Source organism: Pseudomonas sp. 43NM1 (assembly GCF_002836905.1).
In the GTDB taxonomy this organism is placed as follows: domain Bacteria; phylum Pseudomonadota; class Gammaproteobacteria; order Pseudomonadales; family Pseudomonadaceae; genus Aquipseudomonas; species Aquipseudomonas prosekii.
This window is the reverse complement of the sequence record NZ_MKGS01000011.1, coordinates 1-17,656: the sequence shown is the minus strand read 5'-3', so window position 1 is coordinate 17,656 and position 17,656 is coordinate 1. Positions and strand designations below refer to the sequence as shown.

At 61.0% G+C, this 17,656-nt stretch carries 17 protein-coding genes; 8 read left to right on the top strand and 9 right to left on the bottom strand.

Annotation, left to right across the window (positions count from 1 at the left end; translation table 11 throughout):
- Positions 1-6 precede the first annotated feature (6 nt).
- The 3 genes from BI292_RS03100 to BI292_RS03090 all read left to right on the top strand — a co-directional run bounded on the left by BI292_RS03100 (position 7) and on the right by BI292_RS03090 (position 2,380).
- The gene (locus tag BI292_RS03100) at positions 7-918 is read left to right on the top strand and encodes a LysR family transcriptional regulator (RefSeq protein WP_101206950.1); all 912 of its coding nucleotides are present in this window, start codon (positions 7-9) and stop codon (positions 916-918) included.
- Between the two features lie 161 nt (positions 919-1,079).
- Positions 1,080-1,529 carry a type II 3-dehydroquinate dehydratase gene (aroQ, locus tag BI292_RS03095; protein ID WP_092277728.1) on the top strand — a complete coding sequence of 150 codons (450 nt, stop codon included), beginning with the start codon at positions 1,080-1,082 and terminating at the stop codon, positions 1,527-1,529.
- A complete protein-coding gene (locus BI292_RS03090; RefSeq protein WP_101206949.1) occupies positions 1,526-2,380 on the top strand; it encodes a shikimate dehydrogenase in 855 nt (284 codons plus the stop codon). Before aroQ ends, BI292_RS03090 begins: the two co-directional genes overlap by 4 nt.
- Before the next feature lie 66 nt (positions 2,381-2,446).
- On the opposite strand, the gene BI292_RS03085 is transcribed toward BI292_RS03090, so the two are convergent.
- Both BI292_RS03085 and quiC read right to left on the bottom strand, forming a co-directional pair.
- Positions 2,447-3,124: a TetR/AcrR family transcriptional regulator gene (locus tag BI292_RS03085; protein WP_101206948.1), complete on the bottom strand. Its 678-nt coding sequence runs from the start codon at positions 3,122-3,124 to the stop codon at positions 2,447-2,449.
- A gap of 102 nt (positions 3,125-3,226) precedes the next feature.
- Complete coding sequence (gene quiC / locus BI292_RS03080; protein ID WP_101206947.1) at positions 3,227-5,128, bottom strand: 3-dehydroshikimate dehydratase QuiC; 1,902 nt, start codon at positions 5,126-5,128, stop codon at positions 3,227-3,229.
- Between the two features lie 354 nt (positions 5,129-5,482).
- Here quiC and BI292_RS03075 point away from each other — a divergent pair, with 354 nt between their 5' ends.
- The gene (locus BI292_RS03075) at positions 5,483-6,799 is read left to right on the top strand and encodes an MFS transporter (RefSeq protein ID WP_231987090.1); all 1,317 of its coding nucleotides are present in this window, start codon (positions 5,483-5,485) and stop codon (positions 6,797-6,799) included.
- 139 nt (positions 6,800-6,938) lie between these two features.
- Here BI292_RS03075 and BI292_RS03070 read toward each other — a convergent pair whose 3' ends face one another.
- Together BI292_RS03070 and BI292_RS03065 are read right to left on the bottom strand one after the other, a co-directional pair.
- On the bottom strand, positions 6,939-7,817 hold the full coding sequence (locus tag BI292_RS03070; protein WP_092277718.1) for a DMT family transporter: 879 nt from the start codon (positions 7,815-7,817) through the stop codon (positions 6,939-6,941).
- A 241-nt stretch (positions 7,818-8,058) separates the two neighbouring features.
- Entirely contained in the window at positions 8,059-8,835 is a 777-nt protein-coding gene (locus BI292_RS03065; protein WP_101206946.1) for an IclR family transcriptional regulator, read from the bottom strand.
- Positions 8,836-9,088: 253 nt separating this feature from the next.
- On the opposite strand from BI292_RS03065, the gene BI292_RS03060 reads away from it, so the two are divergent.
- A complete protein-coding gene (locus tag BI292_RS03060; protein ID WP_101206945.1) occupies positions 9,089-9,982 on the top strand; it encodes a neutral zinc metallopeptidase in 894 nt (297 codons plus the stop codon).
- Entirely contained in the window at positions 9,983-10,942 is a 960-nt protein-coding gene (locus BI292_RS03055) for a hypothetical protein (protein WP_101206944.1), read from the top strand.
- A 118-nt stretch (positions 10,943-11,060) separates the two neighbouring features.
- Here BI292_RS03055 and BI292_RS03050 read toward each other — a convergent pair whose 3' ends face one another.
- From BI292_RS03050 to BI292_RS03040, 3 genes are all read right to left on the bottom strand, one after another.
- Positions 11,061-11,654 (bottom strand): HAD family hydrolase, encoded by a 594-nt coding sequence (locus BI292_RS03050; protein ID WP_101206943.1) that lies wholly within the window; start codon positions 11,652-11,654, stop codon positions 11,061-11,063.
- A complete protein-coding gene (tesB, locus tag BI292_RS03045) occupies positions 11,651-12,520 on the bottom strand; it encodes an acyl-CoA thioesterase II (RefSeq protein WP_101206942.1) in 870 nt (289 codons plus the stop codon). Before tesB ends, BI292_RS03050 begins: the two co-directional genes overlap by 4 nt.
- 106 nt (positions 12,521-12,626) lie before the next feature.
- A complete protein-coding gene (locus BI292_RS03040; protein WP_101206941.1) occupies positions 12,627-13,196 on the bottom strand; it encodes a GNAT family N-acetyltransferase in 570 nt (189 codons plus the stop codon).
- An 87-nt stretch (positions 13,197-13,283) separates the two neighbouring features.
- Here BI292_RS03040 and BI292_RS03035 point away from each other — a divergent pair, with 87 nt between their 5' ends.
- Together BI292_RS03035 and BI292_RS03030 are read left to right on the top strand one after the other, a co-directional pair.
- Positions 13,284-14,204 carry a histone deacetylase gene (locus tag BI292_RS03035; RefSeq protein ID WP_101206940.1) on the top strand — a complete coding sequence of 307 codons (921 nt, stop codon included), beginning with the start codon at positions 13,284-13,286 and terminating at the stop codon, positions 14,202-14,204.
- A 282-nt stretch (positions 14,205-14,486) separates the two neighbouring features.
- Entirely contained in the window at positions 14,487-15,728 is a 1,242-nt protein-coding gene (locus BI292_RS03030) for a TIGR03862 family flavoprotein (protein WP_178076521.1), read from the top strand.
- A 182-nt stretch (positions 15,729-15,910) separates the two neighbouring features.
- On the opposite strand, the gene BI292_RS03020 is transcribed toward BI292_RS03030, so the two are convergent.
- Together BI292_RS03020 and BI292_RS03015 are read right to left on the bottom strand one after the other, a co-directional pair.
- Positions 15,911-17,245: a DEAD/DEAH box helicase gene (locus BI292_RS03020; RefSeq protein WP_092277700.1), complete on the bottom strand. Its 1,335-nt coding sequence runs from the start codon at positions 17,243-17,245 to the stop codon at positions 15,911-15,913.
- A 65-nt stretch (positions 17,246-17,310) separates the two neighbouring features.
- A partial coding sequence (locus tag BI292_RS03015; protein WP_157831206.1) for an EamA family transporter occupies positions 17,311-17,656 on the bottom strand: 346 nt, incomplete at its 5' end.

Genomic DNA, 17,656 nt, shown 5'->3' with positions numbered 1-17,656 from the left:
CCCATCATGCAACGACACTTCGACGATCTTCAGCTGGGCAGTATCGAGCTGTTTTGCCTGGCGGCCGAGGCGGGCAGTTTTACCGCCGCGGCGCTGGTGGCCGGGGTGACGCCGGCGGCGGTGAGTCGCTCGGTGTCGCGAATGGAGGAGCGGCTGGCGGTGCGGTTGTTTGCGCGGACCACGCGCAGTGTGAAGTTGACCGACAGCGGTCGTCGTTATTACGAGGAATGTCGTCAGGCGTTGGCGCAACTTGTGGAGGCACAGCGGGAGGTCATGGGCCAGCAGCAGGAACCGTCCGGCACGTTGCGTATCAGTATTCCCACGACCTACGCCCATCATCGGATCTTGCCGTTGCTGCCAGCGTTTCGCGCGCGTTTTCCGGCGGTGAAGGTAGAGGCGCATATCAGCAATCGCAACATCGATTTTGTCGGCGAAGGTTATGACATGGCGATCCGCGTGCGGGCGATACCGGATTCCGGCCTGATTGCGCGGCATCTGGAAGACGCGGCGCTGGTGATGATTGCCAGCCCCGCTTACCTGAATCGCGCCGGCGTGCCGCAAACCCTTGACGACCTGGCGCAGCACGAATGCATTCAATACGAACTGCCCAGCAGCGGGCGGCGGATTGCCTGGTTGTTTACCGATAACGGTGTGCCACGCGAGATTCTGGCCGAGGGCAGCCTGAGTTGTTCCGACGATGTGCTGGGTGGCGTGACGTTGGCCAAACACGGCGCGGGGTTGTTTCAAACTTATCGTTTTATCGTCGAAAACCAATTGGCCGATGGCTCGTTGGTAGAGGTGCTGAAGCCATACGCCGGGCGTTCGCGGCCCTTCACGTTGCTGTATCCGCAGAGTCGGCATGTGCCGTTACGGCTGCGGGCGTTTATTGATTTTCTGGTTGAGCATGTGCCGCGTTGATGAAGATGGCCCGCAGCGCGTCCTAGAAAAAATGTCCGATCACCGCACAAAAAAACCGCCGCCATCGCCTGCGCAATTGACCAAATTAACCAGCTAGTACAATTTATCTCCACAGGCTGAAATCACAGCCAATGCCAAAAACAATAAGTGGAGAAACACCCATGCCCCCAATCGTTCTGGTGCTCAACGGCCCGAACCTGAACCTGCTCGGCACCCGCGAACCAGCGACTTACGGCCACGAAACCCTGGCTGATATTTCTGCGTTGTGCGGGCGCGCCGGCGATGAATTCGGTTTGACGGTGGAGTTTCGCCAGACCAATCACGAAGGCGAATTGCTCGACTGGATTCACGCCGCGCGCGGTCGTTGCGCCGGGATCGTGATCAACCCGGCAGCCTGGACCCACACTTCGGTCGCGATTCGCGACGCCTTGGTCGCCAGCGAATTGCCGGTGATCGAAGTCCATCTGTCCAACGTTCACGCCCGCGAAGCGTTTCGTCATCACTCCTTTGTTTCGGCGATCGCCACGGCGGTCATGGCCGGGTTCGGCAGCCACGGTTATCGCCTGGCGCTGGAGCATTTCAGCCTGCGTTTAAAAGGGTCAGCGGCATGACAGACCATCGCGTTGTTCTGGCCGGGCTGATCGGCGCCGGCATTCAGGCGTCTCGCACCCCGGCGCTGCACGAGCATGAAGGCGATGCGCAAGGGCTGCGTTATCTCTATCGACTGATCGACCTCGACGCATTGCAGCTCGACGTCAACGCCCTGCCCGATCTGTTGATGGCGGCCGAGCGCATGGACTTCACTGGGCTGAACATCACGTTTCCGTGCAAGCAGGCGATCATTCCGCTGCTCGACGAGTTGTCGCCGGAGGCGCGCGGGATCGGCGCGGTGAACACGGTGGTGCTCAAGGATGGCAAACGCGTTGGCCACAACACCGATTGCCTGGGGTTTGCCGAAGGTTTTCGCCGTGGTTTGCCGGACGTTGCCCGCGAACGTGTGGTCCAGATGGGTGCCGGTGGCGCAGGCGCGGCAGTTGCCCACGCGTTATTGAGCGAAGGCGTACAGCAACTGAGCATTTTTGATGTCGATGACAGCCGCGCGCAGGCGTTGGCGAACAACCTCAATCAGCATTTCGGCGCCGGCCGCGCCGTGGCCGGGCATGAGCTGGCGAGCACTTTGGCCCGCGCTGACGGCTTGGTGAACACCACGCCGATGGGCATGCAGAAGTTGCCGGGCATGCCGGTGCCGGTGGAGTTGCTGCGAAGCGCATTGTGGGTAGCGGAGATTGTTTACTTTCCGCTGGAAACCGAGCTGCTGCGTAACGCCCGCGCGCTGGGTTGCCGGACACTGGATGGCGGCAACATGGCGGTATTTCAGGCGGTCAAGGCGTTTGAGTTGTTCAGTGGCGTGGCGGCGGATTCGTCGCGGATGCTGGCAGATTTTCAGCGGATGAATGGGTGATTGATTTGTTTTTGCAGCCAGGGGGCTGCTGCGCAGCCCAACGCGGGTAAACCCCCTCGCCACGGGTCAGGCTTGCAGGTATCGCAGAACCGACTCGCAAATCATCTCGCGATGACGTTGCTTGATGTTTTCGTCCGGCAGGTCGATCTGGAAAATCTCGCTGAATGTATGGCGGTTCGACACGCGATAAAAACAGAACGAGCTGATCAACAAATGCACATCAATCGGCTGCAGACCTGCGCGGAACACGCCTTCTTCGGCACCGCGGCGCAGAATCTCGCCCAGTGAATCGAGGATCGTATTGTTCATTGCCTTGATCGCATCGGAACGCTTCACGAACTCGGCGTTGTGAATGTTCTCGATGCAGACGATGCGCACGAAATCGACGTTGTGGTCATGGTGATCGAAGGTGAATTCCACCAGCCGCCGAATCGCCTCGACCGGTGCCAGTTCCGCCAGGTGCAGACGATTTTCGGTGGTCCGAATATCCCCGTAGAGCTTCTCCAGCACCTCGACGTAGAGCTGCTCCTTACTGCCGAAGTAGTAATAGATCATGCGTTTGGAGGTGTGGATGCGCTGGGCGATGGCATCGACGCGCGCGCCGGAAAGCCCTTGCTGGACGAACTCGACGATCGCCTCTTGCAGGATGTTTTCGCGGGTCTTTTCCGGGTTGTTCTTGCGACTCTTGCGAGGCTCGACAAGCGGTTCGTCGGGGGCAACGGGGAGTTCTGAAGTTATCGTCATTGCGGGCTCACGGCCATCACTGCACAGGCTGGCGATTATGGGCCGCGCCGCACAGTGAAGGAACCCGCGCGGCGGCGTTTTCACCGGTTGTTTACGATTTTGCTACAACTTTGCCTGACGAACGGCACCACTTCGTGATTTGGCCATTGCCGCCAGACGCACCGCCACGTTGGCTGCGCCGTAACCGGCATAGCCGTTTTTACGCTGGATGATCTCGAAGAAGAAACGTCCTTCAAACGGTTCGGTGTAGACGTGAAACAGCTCGCCGCCATTCGCGTCGCGGTCGTACAGCACGTTGAAGTAGGCCAGCTCGCTGAGGAATTCGTCATCAAAATCGAAACGCGCCGCGAGGTCGTCGTAGTAGTTGAGCGGAATGTCCAGCAGCGGCACGCCCGCCTCTTTCGCGCGGCTGACTTCGGCGAAGATGTCGTCGCAATCAAACGCAATGTGATGCACCCCGGAGCCGCGATAACTCGACAGCGCGTGTGAGATGGCGGTGTTGCGGTTCTCGGAAATGTTCAGCGGCAAACGGATCGAACTGTCGCGGCTGCGCAACGCGCGGCTCTTCACCAGACCATACGGGTCGGGCAGGACCACTTCGTCGTCGGCCTCGAAATCCAGCAGGCTCTTGTAGAACAGCACCCAACTGTCGAGGCTGTCCGCCGGCAGCGCCATCGCCATGTGGTCGATGCGCTTGAGGCCGCCGCTCGCGCCGGCATTCGGTTGCAGATTGAAATCGGTGCCGTAGACATCGGCGTGTTGGTCCACCAGATAAATCAGGCTGCCGTCCGGCGCGCGCACGGCGGCCAATTCCAGTTCGTTGGGGCCGACCAGTCCGCGATACGGCTGACCTTTATAAGCCACGGCGCGGGCCAGCGCACTGGCGCTGTCGTTGACGCGCACGGCGGTGGCGCACAGCGACGGGCCGTGGGCCTCGAAAAAACTGTGGGCAAAAGAATACGGTTCGGAGTTGAGGATCAGGTTGATATCGCCCTGGCGCAGCAGGCTCACGCTCTTGGAGCGATGCTGCCCGGCCTTGACGAAACCGAGGCGCTCCAGCCAATGCGAGAGCTTGGCGCCGAGGCTTTCGTCGACGGCAAACTCGAGAAACTCGATGCCGTTGTAAGCGCTGGCCTTGGGCGTTTCGAAGAGGATGTCGAGATTCGTTGCAGGCGTGGTGTCCTGCGCCAGACGTTCGCGGGTTTTCTCCTCCAGGTACAGCAACGAACGCAAACCGTCAGCGGCGTTGGCCCGTGGCGGCGCGGCGCGGAAACCGTCGTTGAAGATCTCCAGCGACAGCGGCCCGGTGTATCCACTCTTGATGATCGGCGCGAGGAAACCCGCCAGATCAAACTCGCCCTGACCGGGGAAGCAGCGGAAATGCCGGCTCCACTCCAGCACGTCCATGGCCAGAATCGGCGCGTCGGCCATTTGCACGAAAAAAATCTTGTCGCCCGGAATCTGCGCGATGGCGCTCGGGTCACCTTTGAGCGATAACGTGTGAAAACTGTCGAGCAACACGCCGAGGCTCGGGTGATCCGCCTGGCGAACGATGTCCCACACCTGTTGATAGGTGTTGACGTGGCGGCCCCACGCCAGCGCTTCGTAACCGATGCGCAAGCCCCGCGCACCGGCGCGTTCGGCGAGCAGGCGCAAGTCGTCGACGAGGATTTGCTGATCGCCGATCGAGTCGGCCGCCGAGTTGCTGCACACCAGCACCAGGTCGGTGCCGAGTTCCTGCATCAGGTCGAACTTGCGCTCGGCGCGTTCGAGGTTGCGCGGCAGGCGATCGCGGCGGCAGCCTTCGAAGTCGCGAAACGGCTGGAACAGCGTGATGGCGATGCCCAGATCAGCGCACATCTGCTTGATCTCACGAGGGCTGCCGTCGTAGTACAGGAGGTCATTTTCGAAAATCTCTACCCCGTCAAACCCGGCGGCGGCAATGGCTTCGAGTTTTTCCGGCAGGGTGCCGCTCAAGGAAACGGTGGCAATGGAACGCTGCATATTTCGACTCCCGGTGATGTGCACGCGATCCCTGTAGGAGCAAGGCTTGCCCGCGATGGCGATCTTGGGGACGCCATCGCGGGCAAGCCTTGCTCCTACGGAAGCGGCATTTTTGTTGGAACAAATTATTCGCCTCAAGATTCCACACAGCAATTCAAAGTGTACTAGTCAGTTAGTTTTATGTGCGATTATCGAACAGAATGGCTTTGAGCGAATTGACGATTTTTTGTCCACTGCCCAACATCCACTGCACGTTGAGCCCGGTCATGAACCGCCGCGGCTCGGGTAACCAAGACCCAGAACACCACATAAAAACAATCGGTGGCCTACATGACTCCTTCGCAAAGCTCTCCCATGGAGCGTTCCTCCATGACCTCTGCCCACGGCGGTATCGGCGACAAAATCCGCGGCGCGCTGGCGGTCGGCAAAACCCGTTGGGGCATGCTGGCGCTGGTGTTTTTCGCCACCACCCTGAACTACATCGACCGCGCAGCCCTCGGCGTCATGCAGCCCATTCTCGCCAAGGAAATGAGCTGGACGGCGATGGATTACGCCAACATCAACTTCTGGTTTCAGGTCGGCTACGCCATCGGTTTTGTCCTGCAAGGCCGGTTGATCGACCGGGTCGGCGTCAAACGCGTGTTCTTCTGCGCCGTGCTGCTGTGGAGCCTGGCCACTGGCGCGCATGGCTTGGCGACCTCGGCGGTCGGCTTCATGGTTTGCCGGTTTATCCTCGGTTTGACCGAGGCGGCGAATTACCCGGCGTGCGTGAAAACCACGCGGCTGTGGTTCCCGGCCGGCGAGCGTGCGGTGGCCACCGGCATTTTCAACGCCGGGACCAACGTCGGCGCAATGTTCACGCCGATGCTGTTGCCGCTGATCCTGCACGTGTGGGGCTGGCAGGCGGCGTTCCTGTGCATGTCGGCACTCGGCGGGATCTGGTTGCTGTTCTGGGGTTTGAAATACTTCAACCCGGAAGATCACCCGAGCGTCAAACAATCGGAACTGGACTACATCCAGAGCGAAGTCGAACCGCCGCAGACCCGCGTGCCGTTCTCGAAAATTCTGCGTATGCGCGGCACCTGGGCCTTCGCCCTCGCCTACTCGATGACCGCGCCGGTGTTCTGGTTCTACCTCTACTGGCTGCCACCGTTTCTCAATCAGCAATACAACCTGGGCATCAACGTGACCCAAATGGGCATTCCGCTGATCATCATTTACCTCACCGCCGACTTCGGCAGTGTCGGCGGCGGGATTCTTTCTTCGTTCCTGATTGGTCGCGGAGTCAACCCGATCAAGGCGCGGCTAATGTCGATGTTGCTGTTCGCCTGCTGCATCATCGGCGTGATCATGGCGGCGGGTTCGAGCAATCTGTGGGTGGCGGTCGCGGCGATTTCCCTGGCCATCGGCGCGCACCAGGCCTGGACCGCGAACATCTGGAGCCTGGTGATGGACTACACGCCTAAACACATGATGAGCACGGTGTTTGGTTTCGGCGGCATGTGCGCGGCGATTGGCGGGATGTTCATGACGCAATTGGTCGGGCACATCCTGACGGTGACCAACAACAACTACACGGTGCTGTTCACGCTGATCCCGGCGATGTACTTCATCGCGCTGATCTGGATGTACTTCATGGCACCGCGCAAGATTCCGACTGTCACCGACTGACACACCCTTTACCCTGTGGGAGCGAGCTTGCTCGCGATGGCGATCTACCAGTCAATATCTTTGCTGACTGATACACCGCCATCGCGAGCAAGCTCGCTCCCACAGTTATGTGTTCCACAGTTGTTTCAGCGCCAAGGTTTCACCGGCGACTCTGCTGCCACGCCGCCGCCAGCCCGCTGCAGCAAATCACGGCGATCCCGACCACGGTGGTTACCGTTGGTGTGTGGGCAAACAGCAGCCAGCCGAGCAGCCCGGCGAACACAATCTGGCAATAACCAAACGGCGCCAACAGCGCCGGGGCTGCGTAGCGGAAGGCCTGGGTCAGGAACAAATGCGCGGTCATCCCGCAGCTCCCCAGCGCCAGCATCAACAGACCATGCCCGAGCGTCGGCACCTGCCAGAAGAACGGCACCAGCGCGCTCATCACCAACGTGTTGCACAACCCGGCAAAGAAGTTGCTGGTGGTCGGGCTGTCGATCTGGCTGAGCTTGCGCGTGAGCAACTGATAGAAGCAGAAAAACATCGCCGAGCAGAACGGCAGCAACACCGCCGGGGTGAACAGTTCGCCGCCGGGGTGGACGATGATCAGCACGCCGACAAACCCACAGATCACCGCGATCCATTGGCCACGGGTGACGTGTTCCTTGAGCAGCGGCACCGACAGCGCGGTCACCAAGACCGGCGCAAGAAAGTTGACCGCCGTGGCTTCGGCCAGCGGGATATACAGCAGGCCGGTGGTGAAAAACAGACTGGTGCCGAGCAGGCACAACGCCCGCGCCAACTGCAGCAATGGGCGTTTGGTGCGTAGGACGCGTAACCCGGACTGCGGCAGAAAAATTCCCGCCATCAACAAGGTGTGAACCACGTACCGCGCCCACACCACCATGACGATCGGGTAGAACCCGGAGAGGTATTTCGACAACGCGTCATGACTGGAAAACAGGAACGTTGCGGCGACGATCAGCAAAATCCCTTTGAAGGGCTGGTTTACACCGGAGAGTGGCGTGCTGATGGTCATGGCAATCCTTTGGAATCTGATTCCAACAATTTAGAACCTGGTTCCAGATTCTTGTAGCGGCGAAAGATAAAAGTGTGCGAACAACGCCCAATATTTCGGTGAGGACGAACTGTGGGAGCAAAGCTTGCTCGCGATGAGTCCCTCCCCATTCAACATAGATGTCGACTGAAACGCCGCCATCGCGAGCAAGCTTTGCTCCCACAGGGCTTGCGCGCCGACAGTTCTGCGGCGAGCGAGCAATTCAGGTAAACAGCTCCGACGCCAGGCTCGCCGCTGATAGCTCCTGCGCAAACTTCGACAACAGCGGCGCCAGTTCATGCAATCGCGCGCCGGGCATTCGTGCGCTCGGCCCGGCGATGCTCAGCACGCCGATCACCCGGCCATCACTCGGATGGCGCACCACCGCCGCAATTGCCGAGGTACCAACCGCCGAGCTTTCTTCGACCCAGGCATAACCTTGTTCACGCGCCAGGCGCAGGCGTTCGAGCAATTCAATATTGGAGCGCGGCGCGTTTGGCCCAAGGTCCTTGGGCCGCTCACCGCCCTGGCGCTCGACCAGCGACAACGCCTCGGCGTCGCTCATGCACGCCAGCCACGCGTGGCCCGACGCGGTGTAGAACAACGGCGCATCGCGGCCCATGTCCGGGTCATAACGCAAACCGGAACGGGCGCCCTGGGATTTCGCGATCCAGGTCTGGCGCTCGCCTTCGATCACGCCGAGGCGCACCAGTTCGCCGGTTTCCTCGGCGAGTCGGTCGAGCACTGGTTGGACGATGTCGGCGCCGCTGCTCGACAAGTAGCGAAAACCCATTGCCACCAGTTTGGTCGACAAGTGATAACGCAGGTTCTCCGGGTTCTGCCGCACGTAGCCCAGGCGAATCAGCTCGGCGAGCAGCCGATGGGTGGCGCTTTTGGGGATTTCCAATTGCTCCGCCAGCGTCTGCATCGGCACGCCGCGCGGGTCATTGGTGAGGCTTTCGAGCACACTGAAAACACGTTCGATCTGACTGCCAGCCATGCAAGGCTCCCGACACAATTTGGCCGATTCTAAAAGATCGCGCGATGAATGCAAAATCTGGAACCGGCGTCTACTGCGCCGCCCCGCGACAAATAGCCGAGTGCCGACGGAATTCGCCGCTCGATTCACGCTCAATACATCGCTGCACGTGGCCGGCCCGCTTCAGTTAAAAGATAGACGACCGGACTGGCGCCACACCGGACCACCAACGACACTCAACGCATCTCCCCCAGTAAAGAAAGAGGATTCCCACATGCTATGGAAAAAAGGCCGACGCAGCGACAACGTGGTCGACGCCCGGGGCGATGATGTCGGCGGCGGTGGCGGCGGGATGCGCTTTGGTGGCGGCAAGGGTCTGAGCCTGACCGCAATCGTGTTGATTGTCGGGATTGGCTGGATCACCGGCCAGGACCCGATGCAAATTCTCGGACAACTGACCGGGCAGATGAGCGAGCAATCGGCGCCGGCCACCACGCAAACGCGCAAAGCGCCGCCGGCCAACGATCAGCAAGCGGAATTCGTCCGTTCGATCCTCGGCGATACCGAAGACACCTGGGTCCAGGTTTTCCAGCAGGCCGGCAAGCAATACCGCAACCCGACGCTGGTGCTGTTCAGCAATCGAGTGAATTCCGCGTGTGGTCTCGCGACCTCGGCGACCGGGCCGTTTTATTGCCCGGCCGACCAGAAGGTCTATCTGGACATGGCGTTCTTCCAGGAAATGTCGCAACGTTTTTCTGCCGCGGGCGACTTCGCTCAGGCCTACGTGATTGCGCATGAAGTCGGCCACCACGTTCAGACCTTGCTCGGCGTTTCAGCGAAAATTCAAACCGCCCGCCAGCAAGGTCGGCAGATGGAAGGCGATGGCGGTTTACTGGTGCGCCAGGAATTGCAGGCCGATTGCCTGGCCGGAGTCTGGGCCAATAATGCGCAGCAGCGCCTGAACTGGCTGGAACCCGGCGACATCGAGGAAGCCTTGAATGCCGCCAACGCGATTGGCGACGACCGTTTGCAGCAACAAGGTCAGGGCCGCGTGGTTCCGGACTCCTTTACTCACGGCACGTCAGCGCAAAGGGTGCGCTGGTTCAAAACCGGTTTCGCCCAGGGCCAGGTTGGCCAGTGCGACACCTTTGCGGCGAAAAATCTGTAAATGCATAAATGGTGGTTACTGCTGTTGCTCGCCTGCGCCAGTGCGCAGGCCGACGATACCGGGGTCAAGGAAGTCAGCCCCGGCCGATTGCTCTTGAAGGAAGGCGAGATGGCGGTGGGCATTGGCCCGGCGCCAGAAAAAATCGAGCGCGTGCTGATCATCGTGCACGGCCGATTGCGCAACTCGCAAACCTACCGCCGCAGCGCCGAACAAGCCGCCGCCCTGGCCGGGCAAAGTTCGACGACGCTGGTGATCGCGCCGCAATTTCTCAATGAAAAAGACGTCGCGCTGTTCTCGGTCGCCGACACGGTATTACGCTGGCAGGGCAATGACTGGATGGCCGGCGGCCTGTCTACCGCGCCGTTTGCGCTGAGTTCGTACGGCGCGCTCGATCAAATCGTCGAGCGCATCGCTGATCGCCGCCAATTTCCGGACGTGAAACAAATCGTCATCGCCGGTCATTCCGGCGGCGGCCAAGTGGTCCAGCGCTACGCATTACTGGCGCACGAGCAACCGGCGCTCAACGCTGCAGGAGTGAAAATCCGCTACGTGGTGGCCAATCCTTCGTCTTATGCCTATTTCAATGAGCAGCGGCCGGTGGCGTTCGATCACGCGCGTTGCAGTGGTTTTAATCGCTGGAAGTACGGTCTGACCGACATGCCCATCTATGCCGGCGGGCAAACGGCGTCGCAGATCGAAGGCGTTTACATCAAGCGTGACGTGACGTATCTGCTCGGTCAGGACGATATCGACCCACAGCATCCGGCGCTCGACAAGGGTTGCGAGGCCGAGGCGCAAGGGGCTTATCGATTGGTCCGCGGGCGCAATTTCTTCAACTACCTGTTGCGGCGCAATCCGCAAGGGGTGAATCAGCGCCTGGTCGAAGTGCCCGGGGTCGGGCATAGCGGTAGGGGAATTTTTACTTCGCCGGAGGGGCAGAAGGTTTTGTTTGGGCAGTGAGGTTTTGCCGTGCCTGAGCAGGCCCCTTCGCGGGCAAGCCTCGCTCCTACAGAGAAACGCGTTGCCCGTGTAGGAGCGAGGCTTGCCCGCGAAGGCGATTCCACAGGCAATAAAGCGCTTAAGCCAAAAGCATCCGCCGCAACTCGACACAATCCGCAGCATGCCAATCCGTCAGCTCCGGCCACGGGTTATCCGGCAGATTCACCAGCACTGTCCGCGCGCCAGCCGCTCGCCCGCAATCCAGATCAAAACGGTAATCGCCGACCATCACCATCTCGCTCGCCGGCACATTCCACGCTTCGGCCAATTTCAGCAAACCGCCGGGGTGCGGTTTTGGCGGCGCTTCGTCGCGGCCCAGCACATGCTCGACCGCGAAGCAGTCAGCCAGGCCGATGGCCTCCAGCGTCACATGCGCCAACTCCCGCGCATTACGCGTGAGAATGCCCAGGCGATAACCGCGCGCAGCCAGGTCACGCACCAGTTCCACTGCACCCGGCGCCGGTTTCGAGGCCAGCGCCAGATCACGTTCATGCTCCAGCAGCCACGCATGTTTGGCGGCCGCTTCAGCGGCTGGCAGTGCAGCGAGGTGGGTAAGAATGTCGTCTTCGGCCGGGATCGACAGCGCCACGCGAATGGCCGCGAAATCATGCACCGCCACCGTCAGCGTGCCGTCCATGTCGAACACCCAGTGGCGTACCTCGGTCAGGCTCATGCCCAATCCTTGCGATGGCGAATCAGCCCTTCCTGGGTCACCGACGCCACCAGTTGCCCGGCGCGATTGAACACGCTGCCACGGGAGAACCCGCGCGAATTGCCGGCCCATGGACTGTCCATCGCGTAGAGCAACCAGTCATCGGCGCGCAGATCGGAATGGAACCACAAGGCGTGATCGAGGCTGGCGACCTGCATATCTTTCTGCCACACCGATTTGCCGTGCGGCAGCATCGAGGTGGTCAGCAAACCGAAGTCCGAGGCGTAGGCCAGCAGGTATTTGTGCAGCGCCGGCAGGTCGGCGAGATTGCCGTCGGCGCGAAACCACACGTACTTGATCGGGTCCGCCGGTTGCGGGTTGTACGGGTCTTTCTCGGTCACCGGGCGGACTTCGATCGGTTTCGGGCAGAGCAGTTTTTCGCGCATGTGTTCCGGGATCAAATGCGCGCGCTGCTGGAACAGTTCGAGTTCCGACGGCAGGCTTTCCGGGCCGACCACTTGCGGCATTTCGGTCTGATGCTGGAAGCCTTCCTCGTCGTACTGGAAAGATGCGCTGCAGGTGAAAATCGGATGGCCCTTCTGGATCGCCGTGACCCGGCGCGTGCTGAAACTGCCGCCATCGCGCACCCGGTCAACCTGATACACCACCGGCAACTTGGCGTCGCCCGGCCGCAGGAAATAACCGTGCATCGAGTGCACATGCCGCGCCTCTTCGACCGTCTGACTGGCCGCCGACAACGACTGACCGAGCACCTGACCGCCGAACAACTGACGGAAACCCAGGTCCTGGCTGCGGCCACGGAACAGGTTTTCTTCAATCGGTTCCAGGGTCAGCAGGTCTACCAGGTCTTCCAACACTTGGCTCATTCAGGCTCTCCTCACACAAAGCAATGCCGCGCAGTCTTGGCTGCGGCGGTCGATTCAGTTAATGGCCCAGGCCAACATGGCGACCATTGTAAACGTCCGCGCAGGCTTATCCATGCAAGGTTTGCAGCCATTGTTCACGGCTGATGCGGTACAACACGTGCTGGCGCAACGGGTGATCGGCGGCGAGGCGCGGATGCGCGAAGTCGTCGTGTGGATCGTGTTGCATGCCGATTGCCTGCATGACTTTCTGCGATGGCGTATTGGCTTCAGTGGTGAACGACACCACTTCTTTCAGCGCCAAGCGATCAAACCCGCAGCGCAGAGCGGTCCACGCCGCTTCACTGGCATAACCCAGCCCCCAATGTTCACGCGCCAGGCGCCAGCCGATCTCGGTGGCTGGGGTGAACGCGGCGTCAAAGCCGACCGCGAGTAACCCGGTAAAACCGATGAACGCGCCAGTGTCCTTGCGCTCCAACGCCCACAAGCCGTAACCGTGCTCGGCAAAATGCCCGCGAATCCGCCCGATCAGCGACGCACATTCCAGCCGACTCAACGGCGCGGGGAAATAACGCATCACCTGCGGGTCGGCGCACATCGCCGCAAACTCGGGCAAATCCTCATCGCGCCACTGCCGCAACAACAGTCGCGCGCTTTCGAGTTGCAGTATTGGCTCCATGGTGCCCTCTCCGTTTCAATCCATTGAGTCTATATCGCTGGTAGGATCGTTCACTTATTCCTACTGCCGTCGTTGATAAATCTGACAATGCCCTTGCCGCTGATCTACCACGAAGACTACAGCCCCGAGTTCCCGGCGGAGCACCGCTTCCCGATGGACAAGTTTCGTCTGCTGCGCGATCACTTGGTCGACAGCGGCCTGGTCCGCGACGCCGACCTGCTGCGCCCGCAGTTGTGCCCGGCAGAGATTCTCGCCCTCGCCCATGACCCGGCGTACATCGAGCGCTACATGAGCGGCGAGTTGTCGCGCGAAGACCAGCGCCGCCTCGGTCTGCCGTGGAACGAAGCGCTGGCGCGGCGCACGGTGCGCGCGGTCGGCGGCTCATTGCTGGCGGCCGAGCAGGCACTCGAACACGGCTTGGCCTGCCACTTGGCCGGCGGCACGCATCACGCGCATTACGACTATCCGGCCGGGTTCTGCATCTTCAATGACCTGGCGGTGATCAGCCATTACCTGCTGGCAAGCGGCCGGGTCAACCGCGTGTTGATCTTCGATTGCGACGTGCACCAGGGCGACGGAACTGCACGGATCCTGCACAACACCCCGGACGCTGTGACCGTTTCCCTGCACTGCGAAAAGAATTTTCCTGCACGCAAAGCCGAAAGTGACTGGGACATTCCGTTGCCCAAAGGCATGGGCGATGCCGATTACTTGCAGGTCGTCGACGATGCGCTCAACTATTTGCTGCCGTTGTACCAACCGGACCTGGTGCTGTACGACGCCGGGGTCGATGTGCATAAGGACGACGCCTTGGGTTACCTGAAGCTGACCGACGAAGGCGTCGCCGCGCGCGATGAAAGCGTGATGCGCCATTGCCTGGGCCGCGACATCCCGGTGGTCGGCGTGATTGGCGGCGGCTACAGCAAGGATCGCCAGGCCTTGGCGCGCCGCCACGGCATCCTCCATCACAGCGCGCAACGGGTCTGGCAGTCATCAGGTTGTCACTGAAACGTGGTGCGTTACCCACAATGCCTGTGGAACTGCCTGTGGATAACCTGAGCGAAAGCGCCTGCAGCCCATGCTTTGTATAGCTTGCAGGACACTGGTTGTTTTTTGATCACACTTTTCAACACCACAAATCCCCGTAGGAGCGAGGCTTGCCCGCGAAGGCGCCTGCATATCCACAATCAATTTGCCTGACACACCGCTTTCGCGGGCAAGCCTCGCTCCTACCCCCTGATCGGTGCTGGTAGAATGCGCCGCTTATTCCGCCACGCCGCAGCTCTCGCCATGACGCAATCCCCCGCCGCCCTCCCCCCGCAAGTCGCCATCATCGGCGGTGGCCCCGCAGGCCTGATGGCCGCCGAGGTATTGAGCCAGGCCGGAATCAAAGTCGATCTGTACGACGGCATGCCGTCAGTGGGACGAAAATTCCTCTTGGCCGGCGTCGGCGGCATGAACATCACGCACTCCGAAGCCTACCCGGCCTTCCTCTCGCGCTACGCCGAACGCGCGCCGCACATCGCGCCACTGCTGCGAGCCTTCGGCGCCGAGGCGTTATGCCAGTGGATTCACGACTTGGGCATCGAAACCTTTGTCGGCAGCTCCGGGCGGGTCTTCCCTACCGACATGAAAGCCGCACCGCTACTGCGCGCCTGGCTCAAACGCCTGCGCGATGCCGGCGTAGTTATCCACACCCGCCACCGCTGGCTCGGCTGGAATGCCGACGGCAGCCTCAACGTCGCCAGTCCCGACGGTGAAAAATCCTTGAACCCTGACGCGACGCTGCTTGCCCTCGGTGGCGGCAGTTGGTCGCGTCTCGGCTCGGACGGCGCGTGGATGCTGCCTCTGGAACAACGCGGCGTAGAACTGGCGCCGCTGCAACCGAGCAATTGTGGCTTCGAGGTGCAGGCCTGGAGCGAATTGATGGTGAGCAAATTCGCCGGCGCGCCGCTGAAAAACATCGCGATTGGGTTGAATGACGACGTGCCGCGACTCGGCGAATGCGTGATTACCGCGACTGGCATTGAAGGCAGTTTGATCTACGCGCTCTCGGCGCCGATCCGCGACGCGATCAACCAGCATGGTTCGGCGACGGTGCATATCGATCTGTTGCCGGGCAGGCCTGTGGATAAAGTCATGGCGGCGCTGAGCAAACCGCGCGGCTCGCGGTCGATGGCCAAACATCTGCACAGTCAGTTGGGGATCGATGGGGTGAAAGCGGCGTTGCTGCGCGAGTTGACTGACGCGCAATGCTTCGCCGACCCGGCATTGCTCGCCCGCGCGATCAAGGCGTTGCCGCTGACATTGGTCAAAACCAGGCCACTGGATGAGGCGATCAGCAGTGCTGGCGGCGTGACGTTTGAAGCGATGGATGAACGATTGATGCTCAAGCAATTGCCCGGCGTGTTCTGCGCGGGAGAAATGCTCGACTGGGAGGCGCCGACTGGCGGCTATCTGCTGACCGGGTGTTTCGCCAGCGGGCGGGCGGCCGGATTCGGCATTTTGGAGTGGTTGCAGCGTAATAACTGAAGACGGCGGCGCGTCCATCGCGAGCAGGCTCACGCCTACACCGGATCTCCAAACCACACAGATCAAATGTTGGCGTGAGCCTGCTCGCGAAGGCGCCCTGCCAGACGCCGATCCAATCAAACCTTGTCACTGATCGTCCCCACGCTCGGCGTGGGAACGATCCTTTGCCGATCCTCAGGCCATCAAGGCTTTTTCTTGCGCGGCCCCGTGTTGAACACCGGCACTTTACGCACAGGTTTGATCGAAGGTTCCACCGCCGAGGCGTCGCCACTTTCGACCCATTTGCCCAGGTTGCGCTTGCTGCCACCGGAGGTCTTTGGCTTCTTCGGTTTTTTCGGTTTCTTGACCACCTGGCCACTGGAATCGGTATCCGGCACCCGGTGCTCGGGTTCGAAATCCTGCTCGGTCTGGCGGGTCAGGGTCTGGCGCGTAAGCATCTCGATGGCCGACAGCTGATTCACTTCGTCCGCGCACACCAGCGAAATCGCTTCGCCGGTGGCGCCCGCGCGACCAGTACGGCCGATGCGGTGGATGTAATCCTCAGCCACGATCGGCAGGTCGAAGTTGACCACCAGCGGCAAATCCTCGATGTCCAGACCACGGGCCGCGACGTCGGTCGCTACCAGAATCTGCACTTCACTGGCCTTGAAACGATCCAGTGCGCGCTGACGGGTCGCCTGCGGTTTGTCGCCGTGGATGCCATCAGCGTTGACGCCCAGGCCCTGGAGTTTTTCCACCAGCGCGTCGACGCCATTGCGGGTCTTGGCGAACACCAGCACCTGTTTCCATTTGCCTTTGCGCAGCAAATGAATGAACAGCTCCGGTTTGCGCTTTTTGTCGACCACCACCACCCATTGCTTGACGGTGTTGGCAGCAACGTTGCGCGGGCTGACTTCGATGCTCAGCGGATCGTTGAGCATTTGCCCGGCGAGCAGGCGGATCGCATCGGAGAACGTCGCGGAGAACAACAGCGTCTGCCGCTGCTTGGGCAGCACGCGGTAAATATTCCCCAGCTCCTCGGAGAAACCGAGGTCGAGCATGCGGTCGGCTTCGTCGAGGATCAGCGTTTGCAGCTGATTGAACTTGAGCGCTTTCTGCCGATACAAGTCGAGCAAACGCCCCGGCGTCGCCACCAGCACGTCGACCCCTTTGCGCAGCTTCATCATTTGCGGGTTGATGCTGACGCCGCCGTACACCGCATAGGTGCTCAACGGCAGGTTTTCGGCGTACTGGCGCACGGCTTCGTGAACCTGCTCGGCCAACTCGCGGGTCGGCACGAGGATCAGCGCGCGTACCGAGTTGGACGCTACTTTCGGCCCTTCCATGGCCAGCAACTGCAGCAGCGGCAGCGCGAAACCGGCGGTCTTGCCGGTGCCGGTCTGGGCCGCAGCCATCAGGTCGCGACCGGCCAGCACGGCCGGAATGGCTTGCGCCTGAACCGGCGTAGGCGTCTGGTAGCCGAGCGTCTCAAGAGAGCGCAGCAAGGGTTCGATCAGGCCAAGGGAGGCGAAAGTCATGGGATTACCGTAGAAAAATGCGGAGCGGTTGTGCAAAACGAGTGTGCAATGGCGCGCAGTTTACCCTAATTCACCCGCGATTCTGTCGGCGCCACCGTCGCAGGTCGAATCGGCGCCCGACGCCACTGCGGCAAGCCGATCAACACCACCGCGCTGATGATCACCAGCATCGCCAGCGCTTCTTCAATACCAATGGTTTCGCCGACAAACACGATGCCGAGCATCACCGCCACCGCCGGGTTGACGTAGGCATAACTGGTGGCCGCTGCCGGACGCACGTTTTTCAGCAGGTACATGTAAGCGTTGAACGCGATGATCGAGCCGAAAAATGTCAGATAGGCCAACGCCGCCCAGCCTTCCAGCGGCGGCATCGCTTGCAGGTGCTCGCCGCTCACCGCGCTGCCGATCAGC